General features: G+C 64.7%; 21 protein-coding genes. 10 read left to right on the top strand and 11 right to left on the bottom strand.

The annotated features are described in order from the left end of the window. Positions 1-9: 9 nt before the first annotated feature. The 3 genes from DY467_RS00640 to DY467_RS00630 all read right to left on the bottom strand — a co-directional run bounded on the left by DY467_RS00640 (position 10) and on the right by DY467_RS00630 (position 3,005). On the bottom strand, positions 10-1,155 hold the full coding sequence (locus DY467_RS00640) for a NapC/NirT family cytochrome c (protein WP_164633641.1): 1,146 nt from the start codon (positions 1,153-1,155) through the stop codon (positions 10-12). A gap of 85 nt (positions 1,156-1,240) precedes the next feature. Further along, positions 1,241-2,242 (bottom strand): cytochrome-c peroxidase, encoded by a 1,002-nt coding sequence (locus tag DY467_RS00635; RefSeq protein WP_164633640.1) that lies wholly within the window; start codon positions 2,240-2,242, stop codon positions 1,241-1,243. 280 nt (positions 2,243-2,522) lie between these two features. Continuing rightward, positions 2,523-3,005, bottom strand: coding sequence for a Dps family protein (locus tag DY467_RS00630; RefSeq protein ID WP_164633639.1), 483 nt, complete (start codon positions 3,003-3,005; stop codon positions 2,523-2,525). A 356-nt stretch (positions 3,006-3,361) separates the two neighbouring features. Here DY467_RS00630 and DY467_RS00625 point away from each other — a divergent pair, with 356 nt between their 5' ends. Beyond that, positions 3,362-4,294, top strand: a complete 933-nt coding sequence (locus DY467_RS00625; protein ID WP_164633638.1) for a DUF6662 family protein — start codon at positions 3,362-3,364, stop codon at positions 4,292-4,294. A gap of 83 nt (positions 4,295-4,377) precedes the next feature. Here the strand turns inward: DY467_RS00625 and DY467_RS00620 are convergent, their stop codons facing one another. Then, the gene (locus DY467_RS00620; RefSeq protein ID WP_011158308.1) at positions 4,378-4,590 is read right to left on the bottom strand and encodes a DUF2842 domain-containing protein; all 213 of its coding nucleotides are present in this window, start codon (positions 4,588-4,590) and stop codon (positions 4,378-4,380) included. Positions 4,591-4,686: 96 nt separating this feature from the next. Here DY467_RS00620 and DY467_RS00615 point away from each other — a divergent pair, with 96 nt between their 5' ends. Further along, on the top strand, positions 4,687-5,793 hold the full coding sequence (locus DY467_RS00615) for a COX15/CtaA family protein (RefSeq protein WP_164633637.1): 1,107 nt from the start codon (positions 4,687-4,689) through the stop codon (positions 5,791-5,793). A 13-nt stretch (positions 5,794-5,806) separates the two neighbouring features. Here DY467_RS00615 and DY467_RS00610 read toward each other — a convergent pair whose 3' ends face one another. Then, on the bottom strand, positions 5,807-6,484 hold the full coding sequence (locus tag DY467_RS00610; protein WP_164633636.1) for a TetR/AcrR family transcriptional regulator: 678 nt from the start codon (positions 6,482-6,484) through the stop codon (positions 5,807-5,809). 1 nt (position 6,485) lies between these two features. Beyond that, positions 6,486-8,225: a thiamine pyrophosphate-binding protein gene (locus tag DY467_RS00605; protein ID WP_164633635.1), complete on the bottom strand. Its 1,740-nt coding sequence runs from the start codon at positions 8,223-8,225 to the stop codon at positions 6,486-6,488. Positions 8,226-8,308: 83 nt separating this feature from the next. Between DY467_RS00605 and budC the strand changes: the two genes are divergently transcribed. After that, on the top strand, positions 8,309-9,118 hold the full coding sequence (gene budC, locus DY467_RS00600; RefSeq protein ID WP_164633634.1) for a meso-2,3-butanediol dehydrogenase: 810 nt from the start codon (positions 8,309-8,311) through the stop codon (positions 9,116-9,118). Beyond that, positions 9,115-10,194 (top strand): zinc-binding dehydrogenase, encoded by a 1,080-nt coding sequence (locus tag DY467_RS00595; RefSeq protein WP_164633633.1) that lies wholly within the window; start codon positions 9,115-9,117, stop codon positions 10,192-10,194. The genes budC and DY467_RS00595 overlap by 4 nt, the downstream gene beginning before the upstream one ends. 331 nt (positions 10,195-10,525) lie before the next feature. On the opposite strand, the gene DY467_RS00590 is transcribed toward DY467_RS00595, so the two are convergent. The 4 genes from DY467_RS00590 to DY467_RS00575 all read right to left on the bottom strand — a co-directional run bounded on the left by DY467_RS00590 (position 10,526) and on the right by DY467_RS00575 (position 14,039). Beyond that, positions 10,526-11,101 (bottom strand): TMEM175 family protein, encoded by a 576-nt coding sequence (locus DY467_RS00590; protein ID WP_164633631.1) that lies wholly within the window; start codon positions 11,099-11,101, stop codon positions 10,526-10,528. Between the two features lie 39 nt (positions 11,102-11,140). Next, positions 11,141-12,421 (bottom strand): O-acetylhomoserine aminocarboxypropyltransferase, encoded by a 1,281-nt coding sequence (locus tag DY467_RS00585; protein ID WP_107344687.1) that lies wholly within the window; start codon positions 12,419-12,421, stop codon positions 11,141-11,143. A 93-nt stretch (positions 12,422-12,514) separates the two neighbouring features. Beyond that, complete coding sequence (locus DY467_RS00580) at positions 12,515-13,099, bottom strand: CoA-binding protein (protein ID WP_164633629.1); 585 nt, start codon at positions 13,097-13,099, stop codon at positions 12,515-12,517. Positions 13,100-13,211: 112 nt separating this feature from the next. Next, entirely contained in the window at positions 13,212-14,039 is an 828-nt protein-coding gene (locus tag DY467_RS00575) for an enoyl-CoA hydratase (protein ID WP_164571321.1), read from the bottom strand. 90 nt (positions 14,040-14,129) lie between these two features. On the opposite strand from DY467_RS00575, the gene DY467_RS00570 reads away from it, so the two are divergent. The 5 genes from DY467_RS00570 to DY467_RS00550 all read left to right on the top strand — a co-directional run bounded on the left by DY467_RS00570 (position 14,130) and on the right by DY467_RS00550 (position 17,557). Further along, positions 14,130-14,558 (top strand): PaaI family thioesterase, encoded by a 429-nt coding sequence (locus DY467_RS00570; RefSeq protein WP_107344690.1) that lies wholly within the window; start codon positions 14,130-14,132, stop codon positions 14,556-14,558. Positions 14,559-14,713: 155 nt separating this feature from the next. Further along, positions 14,714-15,178 carry a 50S ribosomal protein L13 gene (gene rplM, locus DY467_RS00565; RefSeq protein WP_011158318.1) on the top strand — a complete coding sequence of 155 codons (465 nt, stop codon included), beginning with the start codon at positions 14,714-14,716 and terminating at the stop codon, positions 15,176-15,178. Between the two features lies 1 nt (position 15,179). Continuing rightward, positions 15,180-15,662 (top strand): 30S ribosomal protein S9, encoded by a 483-nt coding sequence (rpsI, locus tag DY467_RS00560; RefSeq protein ID WP_107344691.1) that lies wholly within the window; start codon positions 15,180-15,182, stop codon positions 15,660-15,662. 278 nt (positions 15,663-15,940) lie between these two features. Continuing rightward, positions 15,941-17,176 carry a GGDEF domain-containing protein gene (locus DY467_RS00555; protein WP_164633851.1) on the top strand — a complete coding sequence of 412 codons (1,236 nt, stop codon included), beginning with the start codon at positions 15,941-15,943 and terminating at the stop codon, positions 17,174-17,176. Positions 17,177-17,254: 78 nt separating this feature from the next. Beyond that, positions 17,255-17,557, top strand: a complete 303-nt coding sequence (locus DY467_RS00550; RefSeq protein WP_107344693.1) for an antibiotic biosynthesis monooxygenase family protein — start codon at positions 17,255-17,257, stop codon at positions 17,555-17,557. Here DY467_RS00550 and DY467_RS00545 read toward each other — a convergent pair. Further along, on the bottom strand, positions 17,541-18,692 hold the full coding sequence (locus tag DY467_RS00545; protein ID WP_107344694.1) for an AI-2E family transporter: 1,152 nt from the start codon (positions 18,690-18,692) through the stop codon (positions 17,541-17,543). The genes DY467_RS00550 and DY467_RS00545 overlap by 17 nt on opposite strands. 255 nt (positions 18,693-18,947) lie before the next feature. Between DY467_RS00545 and DY467_RS00540 the strand changes: the two genes are divergently transcribed. Continuing rightward, complete coding sequence (locus DY467_RS00540) at positions 18,948-19,895, top strand: septal ring lytic transglycosylase RlpA family protein (protein WP_107344695.1); 948 nt, start codon at positions 18,948-18,950, stop codon at positions 19,893-19,895. Positions 19,896-19,906 lie beyond the last annotated feature (11 nt).

The raw sequence follows: 19,906 nt of genomic DNA, 5'->3' as shown, positions 1-19,906 counted from the left end.
CGCGCGAGTTCACGGCGCTGGCGCGACGTCCTTGGCATGGTTCTGCAAGTAAGCGCGGAGCAGGGCGACTTCCTCCCCGTCGAGGGCGGTCAGCCGCTTCATGGCGTTGAGATGGCCGATCCAGGCGTCCGCCTTGGCACTGCCCGGCGGCTTCAACGCATGACACAGGGTGCAATTATCGTCCTCGATCCGCGCCGCCAGAGTCCATAGCGGAGCGCGCGAACTGACGAACCGGCCCGGCGCCGCGCCGACCAAGAGCCGCACCTGCGTCCATTGATCACCTGTGTCTTCATCCGTCGCGGTCTCCAGGCTCTCAAGCCGCGCGCGTGCTGCCTCGGTCAGCGTCGCGGCAAGGATGCGTTTGCCGAAGCGCTGATACAGAAGTTCGGGAGAGCCCTCGCGCTGCCAGCCGGTCAACTCAAGCTTCAGTCGCCCTTGATCGACGGCGCGAACTGTGACCGCGGTGCTGGCCGCGAGTTCGCCGGCGCTTTCGTTGGAATCGCCGAGCAGCAGGGGCACGGATCCGATCGCATACAGCGTCGCGCCTGGTGCCGCAGCGAGCACGCCGGCGTCGGCCAGCAGCGCCGCAAACGTCTTGCGGTGACCGGCTGTGACGTCCGGCATCTTGTGGGCGATGCCCTTGTGGCAATCGATGCAGGTCTTGCCGGCCCTGCTGGCCTCCTGCATCGCGGTTGCCGCCTTCGCTGTCTGCTTGTGGAAGTCCATCGCTTCGAAGGCGTGGCAGTTGCGGCATTCGCGGCTGCCGTTGGCGCGCATCCGCTGCCATTCGTGACGCGCGAGTTCGTGGCGCTTCGCCTCGAACTTCTCGCGGGTGTCGATGCTGCCGATCGCCCAGTGATACAGCTCCTTGGTGGCCGTCACCTTGCGGATCAGCATGTGACTCCAGTCGCGCGGAACGTGACAGTCGGCACAGACGGCGCGAACGCCGGTACGGTTGGTGTAGTGCGCGGTGGTCTTATATTCTTGATACACATTGTCGCGCATCGCGTGGCACGACGTACAAAACGCCAGGCTGTTGGTGGCGTGCATCGCGGTGTTGAAACCGCCCCAGGCGACCGCGCCGCCAATGGCGGCCAGCACAAGGGCGAGCGCCAGCGGGCCGGGCCGTGCCAGTCGGCCCCAGATCGACGTCATGAGTTAGTCCCGTCGTGCCAGACTATCGGTGGCGTGCGGACGGCGTGTCAGCTCCGCCGTCCGCAATGCGCCTGGTTGGCCGAGATCAGTCGAACGGCTTCGGAGGAGTGGTCTTGTCGCTCGACGGCGGCAGGATCGGCAGCTTGAAGTTGGGCTGGTCGCCGGTCAGCGTCTTGAGGAAGGCGACGATCTTGGCGTTCTCGTCCGGCGTGAAGGTTTTGCCGAGCTGGATTCGTCCCATGGTCTCGACCGCGTCGGACAGCTTCTGCGCCGCGCCGTCGTGGAAGTAGGGATAGGTCAGTTCGACGTTGCGCAGCGTCGGCACTTTGAAGTTGAAGCGATCGGCTTCCTCCTTGGTGACAGCGAAGCGGCCCTCGGCCGGGTTGTCGGTCTTGTACGGCTCGACGACGCCCATCTTCTGGAAGGTGTTGCCGCCGACCGCTGCGCCATTGTGGCAGCCAGTGCAGCCGGAATCCTTGAACAGCTCGTAGCCGGCGCGCTCGGTCGGCGTCAGCGCCTTCTTGTCGCCCTGCAGCCATTTGTCGAACCGGGAGTTCGGCGTCACCAGCGTCTCTTCGAACGCGGCGATGGCCCGTGTTACCTCGTCGATGTCGACTGTGCTGTTCTGGCCGAACACCGATTTGAACTCGGTGACGTAGCCGGGGATCGACTTCAGCAGGTCGACCGCGAGCGCGTGGGTGAACGCCATCTCACCCGGGTTGGCGATCGGCCCGCCAGCTTGATCCTTTAAGGTCAGCGCGCGGCCGTCCCAGAATTGCGCGACATTGAGGCTGGCGTTGAGCACGGTCGGCGCGTTGATCGGACCCTTCTGCCAGTTGTGGCCGATCGACGTCTTCAGATTGTCCGAGCCGCCCATCGACAGGTTGTGGCACGAGTTGCAGGAGATGAAGCCCGACTTCGACAGCCGCGGATCGAAGAACAGCTTCTTGCCGAGCTCGACCAGGTTCGGATCTTTCACCACGGCCGGCTTGATCGGAGAGATCGGCTCGTCGGTGGCGGCACGGGCCGGGAGCGACAACGAGACGGAGAGCGCCGTCGCCAAGAGCAACACTTGTGCGGTTTTCATGAGAACCCCCAGGGGCAGGATGGCATCGCAGGGGGGACCGACGGTCGCTCCGCGACGATGCGGAAGGGCCTCTAGAGTAATTCTTATTCGCAGCAACGATCTTTGATGCGGGTCAATCGCAAGACTGCAGGATAACCTTCACAGACGACGCAAAGCCACTGCAACACAAGGCTTTTTGAGTTCGGCCGTCGCGCGTTGAGACGAAAGTCGATAGCGGTTCTCACAAGCAAAGGCGGCCCGCAGCGTCGCTGCGAACCGCCCAAGTCGCCTTAGTGGCTGATCAGTCTTCCAACAGGCTGCGCAGCATCCAGGCGGTCTTTTCGTGGACGTCGAGACGCTGAGTCAAAAGGTCGGCCGTCGGCTGGTCATTGGCATCTTCGACCAGAGGGAACAGCTCTCGCGCGGTGCGCGCGGTGGCTTCCTGCGCGGTCACCAGATGCCGCACCATCTCCATCGCCTTGGGCTGGCCTTCGACGTCGGCGATCGAGGCGAGCTTGACGAACTCCTTGTAGGTGCCGGGCGCCGGGAAGCCGAGGGCGCGGATCCGCTCCGCGATCTGGTCGAGCGCGGTCCACTGCTCGGTGTATTGCGTCATGAACATCGCATGCAGGGTGTTGAACATCGGCCCGGTGACGTTCCAATGGAAATTGTGCGTCATCAGATACAGCGTGTAGGAGTCGGCGAGCAGCCGGGACAGGCCGTCGGCGATCTTCTCGCGCTTGTCTTCCGGGATACCGATGTTGATCTTGGCAGGCTTCGTCATGTCCGGTCCTTTGCAGCGTGCCGGCACGGATGCCGGCGGTCGTAGATGAGTACCGCTTCGGCAACATTGCATCGCCGACGTCGCTCAAGGTGCTGATCGTTAGCCGGCTGCGGCGTCCGTCGCGGAACGTTGCCATCTTGCCGCGGTACGCAACTACTAATCATTGTCATCGATCAATTTTCAGACGCCTCGCATTTACAGGGCCTGTAAACAAAAGGCTTTGACCGAGAGGCATTCGCAATTGCAATTAGTTGACCGATGGAATTCATCGGGGGCGACTAATGATTGCGCGTATTGCCGAGTGGCGCGGCCGTTGCGGCCGAATTTGCGAATTTGACAGGCCGCTGGCAGCAGCGATGGCGACGTTGATTGTGGCGGCGCTGGCGACGCCGGCGGCGGCTGCGGAGGAACTGCCGGGCTGGCTGTCCTATACGGCCGCTCCATCCGCAAGGGGTGCGGTATCGGCGTTGGAGCAGGGTGGCGCCGCCAAGGCCGACTATGACGATGTCGATACGGAGCACATCTTCGGCTTCAGCATGGGTTCGGACATCGGGAAGAAGGGCGAGATCGAACTCGAGATCGAGAACGTCGGCCGGTTCGGCCGGCGGTTCGGCTCCTACACCGGCGTCGGCGTGCTGTCGCAGTTCAAGTTCACGCTGACCGACAATTTCCGCGTCGCTCCCGGCGTCAGCTTCGCTTCGACCCAGATCAGCGGCGTGCCCGACATGATCGACAACCGGCGCAACGCGATCGCCGGCGCGTCGATGGAGTTCCGCTACAAGGTGCTCGATCGCGACGAGATGCCGTTCGGGCTGACGCTGCACGCCGCGCCGGGTTGGAACCGGGTCGACGAACTCACCGGTTTCGACGCGCAGATCTACGGCACCGAATTCGCCGCGCTGATGGACAAGGAGCTGATCCGCGGCACGCTGTTCGCGGCGTTCAACCTCTGGTACTCCGGCGGCGCCTCGCGCGATCTCGCCAATTCCTGGTCGCACGATTCCGAATTCGCCGTGCAGGGTGCGCTATCCTACAAGCTCAATCCGACGCTGATCGTCGGCGTCGAGGCGCGCTACGTGCGGGCCTATGAAGGCCTCGGGCTCGACCGGTTCTCCGGCGATGCGGTGTATGTCGGCCCGACATTCTCGGCGCATCTGACCGAGAAGATCGGCCTGTCGGGCACCTGGAGCACGCAGGTCGCCGGCCAGGCCTGCAACGATCCGCGCCACCTCGATCTCGACGATTTCGAGCGCCACCAGGCGATGCTGCGGTTCAACTACCTGTTCTGATCCGAGCTTCTCATCTTTGAAACAACAACGCCGCCACCGTGGCACTGGTGGCGGCGTTTCTGTTTTGAATTGCAGCGGGTCGCTTATTCGGTCGGGTCGGGACGCGACATCCAAGTGACCAGCGGCATCGCCGGCAGCACCCAGCCGAGGCCGGCGACCACGTAGTACACCGCTTGCAGCCATTTCGATTCTGCGATCACCGGCGCCTGCGCGAACGCCATCGCGGTCAGCGACCATACGATCGCCAGCAGCAGCAGGCCGACGGTTCCAATCAATTTGCGGGTTCGAATATTCATGCCTCGCTCACACGCCGTTGATGCGTTCTCGCAACGCCTTGCGCGTAAGAACGGCCGGACTATAGAGTGCGGAAAAATCCGTTCAAGGGATGCTTTATGACCATCGCCGCGGCGCCGCCATCGTCCCGAGTTCGCGCCGTACGGATTTGGCTGACCCTGGTGGCCGCCCTGATCGCCGTCATGGTCCTGGTCGGCGGGGCGACGCGGCTGACGGAATCCGGGCTGTCGATCGTCGAATGGAAGCCGGTCACCGGCACGCTGCCGCCGCTCACCGATGCGCAGTGGCACGCCGCGTTCGACGGCTACAAGCAGATCCCGCAATATCGCGAACTGAACGCCGGCATGACGCTCGATCAGTTCAAGACGATCTTCTGGTGGGAATGGAGCCACCGGCTGCTCGGCCGGCTCATCGGCATCGTCTATTTGCTGCCGTTCCTCTGGTTCCTGTGGCGCGGCGCGATCGGCCCCCAGTGGAAGCGGGCGCTGTGGATCATCTTCGCGCTCGGCGCGCTGCAGGGTGCGGTCGGCTGGTGGATGGTGGCGTCCGGCCTGTCGCAGCGGACCGAAGTGTCGCAGGTGCGGCTCGCCACGCATCTGTCGTTGGCACTGATCATCTATGCCGCAATCGTCTGGACGTTGCGCCGGCTGTCGGACCGGGTGCGCGCGGCCGCCCCGACGCGGCTGAAGGCGACCGCACTGCTGCTGCTCGGGCTGACCTTCGTGCAGCTCTACGCCGGCGCGCTGGTCGCGGGCCTGCGCGCCGGGCGGGTGTACAACACCTGGCCGACGATCGACGGTGCGCTGATCCCGGACGCGGCGCGGCTGTGGTTCGAAAGCCCGTGGTGGAAGAACCTGTTCGACAATCATCTCACCGTGCAGTTCGATCATCGCATGCTGGCCTATGCGCTGTGGACGCTCGCGGCGTTGCACATGATCGACGCGCTGCGCACGCGGGCAGGGTCCGCAGCACGGGGCGCGGTGCTGCTGTTCCTGGCGCTGACCGCACAGGCCGCGCTTGGCATCTTCACTGTGCTGTACGCCGCGCCGATCGACCTCGCCCTCGCACATCAGGCGATGGCGCTGGTGGTGCTGACGCTGGCCGTGCTGCAGGCTGAACGGCTGACGGCGACGAGCGACCATCAAACAGCGCTTGATCGCGGTGCTGCTGAGCGGCTTCCATCCAAGCCAGTCCTATCGGCATAGTCGCGGCGACCGACTACGGCTTGGCGGTCCGGCTCGTTCGTGCAGGCTTTCGCGCGCTGGTCCGACGCGACGATGCGAATTCAGCAGCAATCCGGCTGCGGGCCGTCTTGGTGACGACGCCCAGCAGCAGCAGGCGCGTCGCCAAATGCATCTCCTGGGCGAAGCGCTTCCGGCTCCAATTCACGGCCAGCCAGGCTTCCGTGGTTGAGGCCATCGCGCGCAGCAGCACCTCGGTGAAAGCTTCATCATCGACGACGCGCTCGATTTCGCCGGCGTCCACGGCGGCGCGCACCATCGCGCACCACAATTGCTGCCCTTCGGCGAGCATCATCCCGCGGAGCTCGGCGGCGTGCTCGCCCTGCATCGCGGCGTAAAGACCGCGATAGAACGCTGGCTCTGCACAATAGTGCTTCACCACCAGATCGATCGCCGCTTCGAGTTGGGCGAGCGGCGATCCCGGGGGCCGGGTGGCGAGGCGGGTTTCGAACGCGGCGAACTCGTCGCGCACCACCAGCCGCAACAAGTCGGCCTTTGTCCCGACCAGATTGTAGGGCGTCGCCGGGCTCACTCCCGCACGCTTGGCGAGCTGGATCATCGAAAACCCGGCCCCGCCGGATTCGCGGATCAAGGCGTGCGCGGCTGTGACCAGCCCGCGCCGCCGGGATTCCAGAGTGCTCGTCGATAGCGTCATCTCAGGCCGTATCTGCGGGGATGTTCTCGTAATAGGGGATCAACACGTCGTTGCTGCCTTCCTGAACCTGACCGAGCATCGCCACCGTCACAGGATGCACCACGTCAGCATCCGTCATCACCTCGATAAACGCCGGGCCGCCACTGGCGAAGGCGCGCTCCAGAGCCGGCGCGATGTCGGCAAACCGGGTCACCCGCTCGGCATGACAGCCGAAAGCCTGGGCGATGTTGGCAAAGTGCGTCCCGCCCAGCTTCGAGATCACATGATAGTTGCTGCCGAACATGATTTGCTGCCCGTGGATCGACATTCCCCAGACTTCGTTGTTGAGAACCATGGTGACGATCGGCAAACGGTGCCGGACCATGGTGTCGAGTTCCTGCAGGTGGAAGCCGAGCGCGCCGTCGCCGGTCAGATGGATCACACGCCGCTCCGGAGCGGCGAGCTGGGCGCCGATCGCGAACCCCGGTCCGATCCCCAGGCAGCCGAGATAGCCGTGACTGAGCAGCGCTCCCGGGCGGTCGACGACCGCTGCGGCTGCGCCCCATGACGCCGCTTCCCCGCCGTCGAACACATAGGCCGCCTCCGGCCCTGCCGCGTCAGCCACGGCGCGGGCCGCGTGATACGGATGGATGCCTCGTGTCGTTTCCTGTTCGGGAAACATCGTCGCGAACAGCCCGGTTGCCGAAACGGCCTGTGCCCGCCAAGCCTCCATTTCCTTGAACTGGGCGTCCTTCACGGCAGCGTCGAGCGCGCGCGTTGCCTCGGTGCAGTCCGCCAGGATGGCCAGATCGAGTTCGCGGATCCGGCCCATCTCGGCCGCATCGCCGTGGATCTGAACCAGGGTTGCGCCGTGCGGCACCAGCACGCCCGAACGTCCCCCGAGCAGCAGGCCGAGCTTGCCGCCCAGCAGGATCACCAGATCCGGCCGTTCGATCCCCAGCATCGGGAGCAAGGCGAGGTTGCCGGCGGCACCGCCATTGCAGGGGTGGCCCGGCGGCAGGATGCCGGACGCCAGTGACTTGGTAAAGACCGGCAACGGGACTCTCGTACACAATGCCCGCAGCGCCTCCGCGGTTTCGCGATTAGCTGCGCCATTGCCCGCGATCAGCACGGGACGCTTGGCCGCCCGCAGCAGTTCAACCCATCGCGCGACCTCAGCCGGCGCGGGCGCGGGGCGCGGATTGACGCCGACGCCGGCCGGAGGAGTGGCACGCCCGGCAGCGACGCTCATGTGCAACACGTCGATCGGTACTTCGAGCAGAACGGCGCCGCGCGGCAGCGTCATCGCCTTGCGGATCGCCATTGCGGTGAGATCGGCGATCCGCTCCGTGCTGGGGATCGAGAACGCCCATTTTACAGCCGGCCGCGCGATCGCGACCTGATCGATCCCGCCCTGAAGCGGATTGGTTTCGATCTCGCGGAGCGGCGGCGCGCCGACGATGAACAGCACCGGTGAACCATCGAGCTGCGCATTGGTCATCGCCGACAGCGCGTTGGTGAAGCCGGGCCCGGCGGTAACGATGCAGACCCCGAGCTTGCCGGTCGCACGCGCATACGCATCGGCAGCGTGGCCAGCCGACGACTCGTGACGGAAATCGATCAGGGCGATGTCTTCCTCGATGCATCCCTTGAGCAACGCTTCGAGATGCCCGCCGTGCAGCGCAAACGCCTGGCTGACCCCAGCGGCCTTCAGCGTCTTTGCCAGTAATTGTCCGCCGACCAAGCGATCCTGTTCTGCCATCTCATTCCTCCCTGTTGCAGCGTCTGCCGCGCTGTTATTATAGTGCACTATAATTATAAGCATCAAACAGGGAGGACAAGAGGATGAATGAGCGCACGCGCTTTGGCGGCAAAGCCGCGGTGATCACAGGTGGAGCATCCGGCATCGGCGCTGCGACCGCGCGGCTCCTTCATGCCGAAGGCGCGAGCGTGGTGATCGGCGACCTCGATGCGGCGGCGGGTAATGCCTTGGTGGCTGAACTCGGCGCCGAGCGCACACGGTTCATCACCACCGACGTGTCCGATTTCGCATCGGTGACTGCACTGATCGACGGTGCGGTAGCGGCCTTCAGGCGGATCGATGTGCTGGTCAACAACGCTGGGATTGGCAGCCTGTCGTCGATTGCTGCACTGCCGATCGAAGATTGGAAGAGGGTGCTCGCGATCAATCTCGATGGCGTGTTCTTCGGCTGCAAAGCGGCGCTGCCGGTGATGGTGGCGCAGCGGGCAGGGGCGATCGTCAACACCGCCTCGGCTTCGGGCCTCGCCGGCGACTTCGGATTCGCGGCCTACAACGCTGCGAAGGCCGGCGTGATCAATTTCACCCGCACCGCAGCAATCGATCATGCGCGTGATGGAATACGGGTCAATGCGGTGTGCCCTGGTCCGGTCGATACGCCGATCCTCGCAGGCGTTCAGGGTATCCCGGGTCTGCGCGCCGACTGGGAAGATCGGGTGCCGATCGGGCGGTTCGCGAGCCCAGCGGAGATCGCGCAAGTTATCGCCTTCCTCGCCTCCGATGCCGCGTCATACGTCACCGGCGTTGCCATGCCGGTCGATGGCGGACTGACCGCGCACACTGGGCAACCCAATCTGCCGCGCGTCATGAACGCTCTGGCGGGAGGTGTGCAATGAAGGCTGTCGTCAGGCGTGCCGGCCAGCTGGTCGACACAGACATCGCCGAAGTCACACCGGGCGAGGGCCAGGTGTTGGTGAAGACGCTGGTTTGCGGGATTTGCGGATCGGATCTTCACGCGCTTCATCATCTCGACCACATGATCGCGCTCACCCGCCGCGCCGGCGGACGACCCAGCCTCGATCCATCCCAGGACGTTGTGTTCGGCCATGAGTTCTGCGCCGAAGTGATCGATCACGGTCCTGGCTGCAACAAAACCCTGCCTCCAGGCACCAAGGTGGTTTCAGTGCCGGCCGCATTCGGCCCCGCGGGTAACGAACTCGTCGGCTACTCGAACCGCTTTCCCGGCGGCTTTGCCGAACGAATGGTGCTGCAAGAGGCGCTGCTGCTCGAGGTGCCGAATGGGCTTGACGACGTGCGCGCTGCCCTCACCGAGCCGATGGCGGTCGGCGCACATGCCGTTGCCAGCGCGCCGTTGACACCACGCAGTGTGGCCTTGGTGATCGGCTGCGGACCGGTCGGTCTGTCGGTGATTGCCGCGCTCAAGGCGCGGGGGATCGGTCCGGTCATCGCCAGCGACTTCTCACCGCATCGCCGCGCCGCCGCCGTGGCGCTCGGTGCCGACGTGGTGATCGATCCAGGCGAGCATTCGCCACACGATCGCTGGGAGGCTCTCGACGTTCCCGCCACTTTGGCGAGCTTCAGCGCCGCGACCCTGCAGGGGCGTTCGATCCGCGATGCCGTCGTGTTCGAATGCGTGGGCGTGCCGGGCATGCTGCAGCAGCTGATCGAGAAATCCCCGCCGACGGCGACCATCATTGTGGTCGGCGTCTGCATGGAAAGCGATACGATCGAGCCGTCGCTGGCGATCAACAAACAGCTGTCGTTGCGGTTTGTGTTCGGCTACAGCCCCGCGGAGTTCGCCGACACGCTGCACGCGATCGCGGAGGGACACTGCGACGTCTCTCCCCTGATCTCGGGGACAGTCGGACGCGGGGGCGTGGCTGCGGCCTTTTCGACGCTGTCGAAGGCCGACGCCTGCATCAAGCTCCTGGTCGATCCCGGCCAGGCTTAGTCCCTGAGAGCCTGACCGGAAATGCGGGCAGCAAATTCAACAGCTTTCCTAAGCCGTTCAATCGACGATCAGTTTCGTCATGGCCGGGCTCGTCCCGGCCATCCACGCCTTGCTTGCTGTTTTCGCTGCAAGACGTGGATGCCCGGCACAAGGCCGGGCATGACGGGTTGAAACGAAAGTGCTTGAATTCATTGCCCGCATTTCAAGTGAGGCTCTGAGGATCCTTGGTCAGTCCGTTCCTCAAATGGATCTGCGTCACGATCCTCGGGCCGCCAAGTTACCGCGGCTGCGGCGACTTCGGTCGCCCCAACGAACGCGTCATGCAGAGCCGCTATCGCCGCTTCTCGCTCCACGCGCTGATTGCGGGCGACAGGAACGCCAGTGGCCAGATGAATTTCGGCCAGTGCGGTTCGACCAGACAGACCAATGTCGCGAAGCTGAACAGCACAAACGAAAATGCCGGCGTCGCCAGCTTCCACCAGTCGCCGCGCGGCGCGACCGCCATGGCCCAGAGCGCGGTGTTGAACAGCGCGATCAGCCACAGGTTGAAGCCGTACAGCGTGGTGACGTTGGGCGAGTCGTAGTTGTTGCCGTAAAGGCCGCAGGTCACTGGAAGCAGGATGATCGACAACAGGAAGAACAGATTGCCGATCACCTCGCTGCGGCCGGCGTGTGTGGTGTAGGCCAGCCGCTGCTGGTGGCTGTACCAGAACATCCCGGCGACGATGAAGCTGAGCAGCAGCGTCGAGACGAAGGCGCCGTAGACGTGCCAGATCTCGTGCCACTGCGGATCGCCGCCGGCGAATTTCTCGCGCGGCGCCTGGTAGGCGAGCAGCGTCATCGCGACGCCGAACACGGTGTTGCTGAGCGCTTCCAGCCGCCGCAGTTCGAAATGGCCGCTACTCATCGCCGGCTCCTCGACGACGCTGCTCGAGTGTTTTCCCGGTTAGCCGCCGAGCGCCTGGTCGAGATCGGCGATCAGGTCATCCTTGTCCTCGATGCCGATCGACACCCGCACCATGTTGGGCGCGGCACCGGCCGCGGTCTTCTGGGCGTCGTCGAGCTGGCTGTGGGTGGTCGACGCCGGGTGGATGATCAGCGACCGGGTGTCGCCGACATTGGCCAGATGCGAGAACAGCTTCAGATTGGCGACGAGATCGACGCCGGCCTGATAGCCGCCCTTGAGGCTGAAGGTGAAGACCGCGCCGGCGCCCTTCGGCGCGTATTTGCGGGCGAGGGCGGCGTATTTGCTGGAGGCGAGGCCGGAGTAGTTGACTTCATCGACCGCCTTATGGGTCGAGAGAAATTCAGCGATCGCCTTGGCGTTTTCGCAGTGCTTCTGCATCCGCAGCGGCAGCGTCTCGATACCGGTCAGCAGCATGAAGGCGTTGAACGGCGACAGCGCCGGGCCGAGATCGCGCAGGCCGAGCACGCGGCAGGCGATGGCGAACGAGAAGTTGCCGAACGTCTCCTGGATCTTCAGGCCGTGATATTCGGGGCGCGGCTCGCTCAGCATCGGATACTTGCCGTCCTTCGACCAATCGAAGGTGCCGGCATCGACGATGATGCCGCCGAGCGAGTTGCCATGGCCGCCGAGGAACTTGGTGAGCGAATGCACCACGATGTCCGCGCCATGGTCGATCGGGCGGATCAAATAGGGCGTCGCGAGCGTATTGTCGACGATCAGCGGCACGCCGGCATTGCGCGCGACTTCCGCAATCGCCTCGATGTCGGTGATGCTGCCGCCCGGATTGGCGATCGACTCGATGAAGATCGCCTTGGTCTTCGGCGACACTGCGCGCTGGAAGCTGGCGACATCGTCGGTGTCGGCCCACACCACGTTCCAGCCGAAGCTCTTGAAGGCGTGGGTGAACTGATTGATCGACCCGCCATAGAGTTTCCGCGCGGCGATAAATTCGTCGCCGGGCTGCATCAACTGCTGCAGCGCGACCAGCTGCGCGGCGTGGCCGGACGCCGTGGCGAGCGCGGCGGTGCCGCCTTCCAGCGCGGCAACGCGCTCTTCGAGCACCGAGGTCGTCGGGTTGGTGATGCGGGTGTAGATGTTGCCGAACGCCTGCAGGCCGAACAACGAGGCGGCGTGGTCGGCATCGTTGAACACGTAAGACGTGGTCTGATAGATCGGCGTCGCGCGCGCACCGGTGGTGGGATCGGGCTGGGCGCCGGCATGGACCGCGAGCGTCGCGAATCCCGGGTTGCGTTCGGTCATGGTCGATCCCTCCGTACTCTGGCTGATGGTTGAGCTATCTGATCGGAACCCCGGATCAGGTCAAGCGCGGGCGGGGCAGCCGCGCTGCGGCGTTCAGCCCGCCTCGTTGCGGCTTTTCACGGCGCGGTCGGACGCGGCGGTATTGGCACCGGCGACGCTCTGACGATCGAGCGACAGCCGCATTCCCTTGACCGGAATCGGCGCGCGCTTGGCGCTGAGGGTGCGCGAATTCACCCCCATCCAGGAAATCTCTGACGACAGCCGGCCGTATTCGATCTTCGGGCAGCGGTCCATCACCACCTTGAGGCCGGCAGCCTCGGCCTTTGCGGCGGCTTCGTCGTTGCGCACCCCGATCTGCATCCAGATCACTTTCGGCAGCGGCGACAGCGACAGCACCTCGTCGACGACCGGCATCACATGGGCGGAGCCGCGAAACACGTCGACCATGTCGATCGGCCGGTCGATCTCCTTCAGCGACGCCACGAACGGCTTGCCGAGCAGGCTCTTGCCGACCTGTCCGGGATTGATCGGAATGACGTCGTAGCCGCGCTCGGTGAGATATTTGAACACGAAGTAGCTCGGCCGCACGTTGAGCGGCGATGCCCCGACCATCGCAATCGTCTTCACACCATTCAGGATCGCGCGGATGTAGTTGTCGGAGTAGCTGTCGTGGTTCATCTTACAAGTCCGTCATTGCGAGGAGCGAAGCGACGAAGCAATCCAGCTTCCGGTGCTTGGCCCTGGATTGCTTCGCTTCGCTCGCAATGACGGGGCATGGTCGAAGGGCGGATCAACGATCCTTCCATTCCGGCTGGCGCTTTTCCAGGAAGGCGCAAATGCCTTCTTCGGCATCGGCGGCCATCATGTTCTCGGCCATCACCTGGGATGCGTAGTGATAGGCGTCGGCCAAGTTGAGCTCGGCCTGGCGGTAGAACGCTTCCTTGCCGATCTTGATGGTGTGGGCCGACTTGCCGGCGATCTGCTCGGCCAGCGCGACCGCGGCCGCGCGCTCGGTGCCGTGCGGCACCACGCGATTGATCAGGCCGATCTGGCGCGCTTCTTCCGCGCCGACCGGTTCGCCGGTCAGCAGCATGTGCATCGCGTTTTTGCGCGGCACGTTGCGGGACAGCGCCACCATCGGGGTGGAGCAGAACAGTCCGATATCGACGCCGGGCGTCGCGAAGGTCGCCTGCTCGGACGCAATCGCGAGATCGCAGCTCGCAACCAGCTGACAGCCCGCCGCGGTGGCGACGCCCTGCACCGCCGCGATCACCGGCTTGGGCAGCTTGACGATCGCCTGCATCATCGCGCTGCAGGCAGTCATGATCCGGGTGAAGCTGGCGCGCCCGCGATCGGCGTCGTTGCGATGCGCGGTCAGCTCCTTGAGGTCGTGGCCGGCGCAGAACGCGGGTCCATTGGCGGCGATCACCACGACACGCACGCCGTCATCGCGGCCGATCAGATCCAGCGCCGCGTGCAGATCGTCGATCATCTCCAGCGACAGGCTGTTGCGCGCCGCAGGGCGGTTCAACGTCAGCACTGCAACACCGCCGTCGACGGTCTCACGCAACAGAATCGGTGAAGGCTGGGTCGCAGCGAAAGCGGGCAACACGGTCATGGCGACGTCCGGGAACAAAATGAAGCGCTGGGAACGAGCGTCACCTTATTGTAACAAGCCGAACGAAGCGAGAGCAGGGGCGGGAACGACATGACACATGCGAGGATGGGCGTAGCCGAACTCGAAGAATTTCTGCAGCGCGAGTTCCCGCAGGCGTTCAGCCACGGTGACATTTCGATCGAGACCGCCGATGGTCGCACATCTCTATTACGGCAGCGCTACAGCGACCGGATGCTGCGCCCAGGCGGAACCGTCTCGGGGCCGACCCTGATGGCGTTGGCGGACTTCGCCATGTACGTCGTGCTGCTGTCGGCGATCGGCCCGGTCGCGCTCGCCGTCACGACCAATCTCAACATCAACTTCCTGCGGAAGGGCCAGCCCGGCCAGGATGTCGTCGCGGTCGCCAAGCTGTTGAAGCTCGGCCGGCGGCTGGCGGTCGGGGAGGTGACGCTGCTGTCCGGCACCTCGCCGGATCCGATCGCCCATGTGACGTCGACCTATTCCATTCCAGTCGCTTGATGTTTTAGACGGTATTATTGCACCATATTTGTAACCCTCTGGTGCGACACGGGAAATTCAGGCTGAGAGGGATTGACGCGAAAGCGGTGCTTCTCTACAAGCGCCCGCAGTCCGGTGCTTCGTGCACCGAATTCCCCCTGTCATGGATTATTCTCATGAAGACGTTTTCGGCCAAGCCCGCCGAAGTCACGAAGAAGTGGGTCATTATTGACGCCACCGGTCTCGTGGTCGGCCGGCTCGCCACGCTGGTCGCGATGCGCCTGCGCGGCAAGCACCTCCCGACCTACACCCCGCACGTCGACTGCGGCGACAATGTCATCATCATCAACGCCTCGAAGGTGGTGCTGACCGGTCGCAAGCGCGACAACAAGGTTTACTACCATCACACCGGCTTCATCGGCGGCATCAAGGAGCGCTCTGCGAAGGCGATCCTCGAAGGTCGTTTCCCGGAGCGCGTGGTTGAGAAGGCGATCGAGCGCATGATCCCGCGCGGTCCGCTCGGCCGTGTCCAGATGGGCAACCTGCGCGTCTATCCCGGCGCCGAACACCCGCACGAAGCTCAGCAGCCCGAGAAGCTCGACATCGGTGCGATGAACCGCAAGAACATGAGGGCCGCATAAGATGTCCGAGACCATGCAGTCTCTCGACCAGCTCGCCGCGCTGAAGACCACCGTCGCTGCCGCGGACGCGCCGACCTACACCAAGAAGGTCGACAAGTTCGGTCGCGCCTACGCCACCGGCAAGCGCAAAGACGCGGTTGCCCGCGTCTGGATCAAGCCGGGCGCCGGCAAGATCACCGTCAACAGCCGTGAGGTCGAAACCTACTTCGCCCGTCCGGTGCTGCGCATGATGATCCAGCAGCCGCTGGTCGCCGCGGCCCGTGCCGGCCAGTACGACGTGATCTGCACCGTCGCCGGCGGCGGTCTGTCCGGCCAGGCCGGTGCGGTTCGTCACGGCATCTCCAAGGCGCTCACCAATTTCGAGCCGGAGCTGCGCAGCGTGCTGAAGAAGGGCGGCTTCCTGACCCGCGACAGCCGCGTCGTCGAGCGTAAGAAGTACGGCAAGGCCAAAGCCCGCCGCTCCTTCCAGTTCTCGAAGCGCTGATCTTTCCCGGTCTCACCGGTCGATCCAAAGGGCGCCCTGCGGGGCGCCCTTTTTTATTGCCGTTTGGAATGGTGCAAGCGGCAGGGGCCAAGCTTACCGGCGACCGTGGCTTTGCACGCAAATTGTCGGCAATTTCCAGCGAGTTATCGGACAAATCGGACCTGTCGAACAAACGCGATTTCAATTCACCCGGAGTCAAATCGCCTGCATGAGGGGATCAGCGCCGCGCCCGCGGTGTTGAAATGCCATCACCGGAAGCCACCACCGAGTACCCCACCATGTCGCTCGATATCTCGACACTGTTCCTTGTTGCGACTCTGATCTGCGCGCTGCTCGGTGTGATGCTGCACTATTTCGGCCGCCAGGAGAAAATCCCGGCCCTGAACTGGTGGGGAAACGCCTACCTGCTCGGAGCCATCACGGTGGCGCTGTGGACCATCCTCACGCCGGTGTTCGGCGAGGTGATCACGCTGGCGATGGCCAGCCTCGGCTTTATCGCCTGCGGCATGATGTGGAATGCGGCCCGAGTGTTCCATGGTCTGAAGCCGAACTGGCCGGGGCTGTTCCTCGGCGCGATTGCCTGGCTTGCCGCCGTCACCAGCCTGCCGCCCGAGCAGGACGCGCTGCGGATGACGATCGGCGCCGCGATCGTCGCCGCCTATGCCGGCCTGACCGCCAGCCAGCTCGCTGCCGAGCGTCGCAAAGCGATGCATCGGCGCTGGCCGACGATGGTGGTGCCGCTGTTGCACGGCGCCGTGCTGATGCTGCCGATCGTGCTGGCCGATCTGTGGCCATCGCCGCATTCCGGCTTCGCCGGCAACGTCTGGGTGGTGCTGTTTGCTGTTGAACTGGTGCTGTACGCGATCGGCACCGTGTTCGTGATCTTTATGCTGGTGTCCGAGCGCTCGGTCAGCTTGCACAAGACCGCCGCGTCGCTGGACCCGCTGACCGGCATGCTCAACCGCCGCGGTTTCTCCGAAGCGTGCGCCCGGATGATCGAACGCGAAGCGATAGCCGGCCGGCCGGTGTCGGCGCTGATCTTCGACATCGACCACTTCAAGTCGATCAACGACCGGTTCGGTCATCCGGCCGGCGACGAAGTGCTGAAGCTGTTTGCTGCCATCGTTACCAATTCGCTACGGATTTCGGACCTGTCGGGTCGGATCGGCGGCGAGGAGTTCGCCGCGCTGCTGCCGTGCCCGATCGACGAGGCGGTGACCGCCGCCGACCGCGTCCGCGAAGCGTTCCAGAATTGCGGAATCGAGGTCGACGAAGCGCCGGTGGCGACCACGGTCTCGATCGGCGTCGCCGGCGGGCCGGCGGGTGTCGAGCTCGAGGTGCTGCTCGCTGCGGCCGACACCGCGCTCTATCAAGCCAAGCGCGGCGGCCGGAACCGCGTGGTCGCGACCGTGGAGCAGCCGGTGTCGCTCGAGGAGAGCCGGCGCAAGGCAGCACAGGCACGCGAGCATCAGGTTGTCGCACGAGGCGGCGAGGTCGGGCAGGCGGTGGCCTAAGCCGCCGCTTCCGACCGCTTCAATTGCGCCGCCCGGTGCGTTAAGACGCTCGTCCCATCACGGACGAGGCGCACGCGCATGATCACCGAAATCGCACAGATCGACGTTAAACCCGGCAGCGAGGCCGACTTCGAAGCCGCGGTCGCCAAGGCGCGCGAGGCGTTCGGCCGCTCCAAAGGATTCTGCGGCTTCGAGCTGCACAAGTCGATCGAGAAGCCGCAGCGCTACCGCCTGATGGTGAAGTGGCAGACGCTGGAGAACCACACCGTCGACTTCCGCGGCTCGGAGAACTTCACCGAGTGGCGCGGCCTCGTCGGCGGCTTCTTCGCCGCGCCGCCGGATGTCGAGCACACCGAGACGGTGCTTACGTCTCAGGGGTAATCGCCAGAGGTGCGGCGCCGGCCGGAGCGATCAGCTCGGCCGGTTCCTCGCCGCGCAGATGGTCGAGCACGACCCGGCCGATCGCCATCAGCGGCAACGCCAGCGCCAGCCCCCACAGCCCGAACACGATGCCGAGCAGGATCTGCATTGCGAACAGCGTGGCCGGCGGGATGTCGATCGCCTGACGCTGGATCAACGGCGTCAGGATGTAGCTTTCGAGCGCGTGGACGCCGAGGAACAGCACGAAGGCGCTGACTACGGCGATCCAGCCGGAGCCGATCGCGGCGAGCACGATGATCAGCCCGCCTAGAATCGCGCCCACGGTCGGGATGAAGGCGAGCAGGCCGGCCTGGATGCCGAGAATGAACGCTCCAGGAATGCCGATCAGCGATAGACCGGTCGCGGTCACGGCGAATACCGCCATCATGGTGATCAGCTGCGCCAGCAGCCAGCGCTTCAACATCTCGCCGGTGTCGGTGACGATGACGTCGGCTTGCGCCCGATAGCGCCGCGGCACCATCCGCACCAATCCGTTGCGATACACCGACGGCTGCGCAGCGAAGGCCAGCCCAAGAAACATCACGATGAAGAAGTTGCCGACGGCACCGATGGTGCCGAGGATCAGCTTCAGGGTCTGGCTGACGATCGCGCCGCCGCCGGAAGCGATCTCGCCGGCGCTCGGCAGGTTGCGTGGCTGAACGGGCGTCGTGGTTTCGGGGTGCGCTGCGCTTGGCGTGGTGTTGAGCTCGAGGAAGCCGGTGTCGACGCCATTGCGCTCGAGGAACGCCTTCACGTTGACGATCTGAGTCTTGATCGTGCCGGACAGCGCCTTGGCCTGCTGACTGATGGTGTTGCCGCCGAGAAACGCCACGCCGATCGTGAGGCTGGTCAGCACCAGGCAAATCAGTGCCAGACGTAGGCCATGTGGCCCGCCGACCAGCTTGCCCGTAAGCTCGGTCAGCGCATTGAGGAAGACGCCGAACAGCACGCCCGCAAAAATCAGGAATAGCGTGCCGGCGAACTGCCACGAAGCATAGAGCAGCGCCGCGAACGACACGGTTGCAATGCCCCCGAGGGCGATCGCCCAGGCGAGATCTGTACGGGACGGAGTGCGATCGAGAAGGGGGGCGGTCACAGGCGGTCCTTTCACTCTGCGGCGCAGTGTTCCGCGAATCGGCGTGCGGGGGCAAGCGTGCGATGAAGAGCGATGAGTAGGCAGCTGGTGGACCGAAAAAGCCTTAACCATCAATCGATCAAGTTTGACCGGTCCCATTTTCGCCGTGTTCGCTGTGCGATATGGTCCCAACCGATGCCGGAATGGGCGTGCATCGGTCGTGGCTGGGGAAGCGCCGAGTTGGGCGCGGGCTGCGGGAATGGTATTCGGGGACTCATGGGGATTCGCGAGCGAGATTCCAAAGGCCGTGCCGCGCGTGTCGTGGTCGCTGCGGGTGCCTGCCTTGTCCTTGCCAATTGTGCCCAGAACGGCCAATTCAGCCGGCTTGATCCGAAATACGGCGTGTCGTCGAGCCCGCGCGTGGTCGCCTTTGGCGAGCCCGTGCCGAAGGGCGGCGGCACCTATCGGGTCGGCAAGCCTTACGTCGTTGCCGGCCGCACCTACGTTCCTGAAGAGAATCCGCATTACCGCGCCGAAGGCTTGGCCTCCTGGTACGGCGATGACTTCCATGGCCGGCTGACGGCCAACGGCGAAGTGTTCGACATGGCGTCGCTGTCGGCGGCGCATCCGACCCTGCCGATCCCGAGCTACGCCCGGGTGACCAATATGGCCAACGGCCGGTCGCTGATCGTGCGCATAAACGATCGCGGCCCGTATCACGGCAATCGGCTCATCGATGTTTCGAACAAAGCCGCCGAACTGCTTGAATTCAAACACAGAGGCACCGCGAAGGTGCGGGTCGAATATGTCGGCCGGGCGCCGCTCGAAGGCTCCGACGATCGGCAGTTGATCGCGACGCTGCGTCAGGGCGAACCGGCCCCGGCGCCCACCGGCGTCCGCATCGCGTCGGCCAAGCCGTTCGTGCCGGACTTCGGCAGCGCGAGCGCCAGCAGCGGAGGCGGCCGGATCCGCGGCGACATTCCGCTGCCGGAAGGGCGCCCATACTCGCTCGGCAACACCTCGATGGACGTCGCCTCGGTCGGCGCCACCACCGAAGTCTCGGCCTCGCGCAGCAGCCGCTCGAACCGGCAGGCGCTGGCGCCGAACCCACGTGCTGTCTCCTACAACGTCGGCTCCGAAGAAGCCGATGCCGAACCGGCCAGCGCGCCGGTCCGCCGCAACGACGAGATCGGCAACCTGCTGTCGGCCCGCGGCCTGTACTGAGCGGCTCGATC

Origin of the sequence: Rhodopseudomonas sp. BR0G17 (assembly GCF_010907025.1) — a bacterium.
Taxonomy (GTDB): Bacteria; Pseudomonadota; Alphaproteobacteria; order Rhizobiales; family Xanthobacteraceae; genus Rhodopseudomonas; species Rhodopseudomonas palustris_H.
Note: the sequence above shows the minus strand (reverse complement) of the source record. Positions and strands in the feature narration are given on the sequence as shown.

Coding starts and splice junctions, on each gene's coding strand:
- DY467_RS00550 (WP_107344693.1), top strand. CDS start 17,255: ATGATCACCGAAATCGCACAGATCGACGTTAAACCCGGCAGCGAGGCC.
- DY467_RS00620 (WP_011158308.1), bottom strand. CDS start 4,590: ATGAATATTCGAACCCGCAAATTGATTGGAACCGTCGGCCTGCTGCTG.
- DY467_RS00615 (WP_164633637.1), top strand. CDS start 4,687: ATGACCATCGCCGCGGCGCCGCCATCGTCCCGAGTTCGCGCCGTACGG.
- DY467_RS00640 (WP_164633641.1), bottom strand. CDS start 1,155: ATGACGTCGATCTGGGGCCGACTGGCACGGCCCGGCCCGCTGGCGCTC.
- DY467_RS00595 (WP_164633633.1), top strand. CDS start 9,115: ATGAAGGCTGTCGTCAGGCGTGCCGGCCAGCTGGTCGACACAGACATC.
- budC (WP_164633634.1), top strand. CDS start 8,309: ATGAATGAGCGCACGCGCTTTGGCGGCAAAGCCGCGGTGATCACAGGT.
- DY467_RS00630 (WP_164633639.1), bottom strand. CDS start 3,005: ATGACGAAGCCTGCCAAGATCAACATCGGTATCCCGGAAGACAAGCGC.
- DY467_RS00625 (WP_164633638.1), top strand. CDS start 3,362: ATGGCGACGTTGATTGTGGCGGCGCTGGCGACGCCGGCGGCGGCTGCG.
- DY467_RS00635 (WP_164633640.1), bottom strand. CDS start 2,242: ATGAAAACCGCACAAGTGTTGCTCTTGGCGACGGCGCTCTCCGTCTCG.
- DY467_RS00575 (WP_164571321.1), bottom strand. CDS start 14,039: ATGACCGTGTTGCCCGCTTTCGCTGCGACCCAGCCTTCACCGATTCTG.
- DY467_RS00580 (WP_164633629.1), bottom strand. CDS start 13,099: ATGAACCACGACAGCTACTCCGACAACTACATCCGCGCGATCCTGAAT.
- DY467_RS00610 (WP_164633636.1), bottom strand. CDS start 6,484: ATGACGCTATCGACGAGCACTCTGGAATCCCGGCGGCGCGGGCTGGTC.
- rpsI (WP_107344691.1), top strand. CDS start 15,180: ATGTCCGAGACCATGCAGTCTCTCGACCAGCTCGCCGCGCTGAAGACC.
- DY467_RS00590 (WP_164633631.1), bottom strand. CDS start 11,101: ATGAGTAGCGGCCATTTCGAACTGCGGCGGCTGGAAGCGCTCAGCAAC.
- DY467_RS00585 (WP_107344687.1), bottom strand. CDS start 12,421: ATGACCGAACGCAACCCGGGATTCGCGACGCTCGCGGTCCATGCCGGC.
- rplM (WP_011158318.1), top strand. CDS start 14,714: ATGAAGACGTTTTCGGCCAAGCCCGCCGAAGTCACGAAGAAGTGGGTC.
- DY467_RS00570 (WP_107344690.1), top strand. CDS start 14,130: ATGACACATGCGAGGATGGGCGTAGCCGAACTCGAAGAATTTCTGCAG.
- DY467_RS00605 (WP_164633635.1), bottom strand. CDS start 8,225: ATGGCAGAACAGGATCGCTTGGTCGGCGGACAATTACTGGCAAAGACG.
- DY467_RS00555 (WP_164633851.1), top strand. CDS start 15,941: ATGTCGCTCGATATCTCGACACTGTTCCTTGTTGCGACTCTGATCTGC.
- DY467_RS00540 (WP_107344695.1), top strand. CDS start 18,948: ATGGGGATTCGCGAGCGAGATTCCAAAGGCCGTGCCGCGCGTGTCGTG.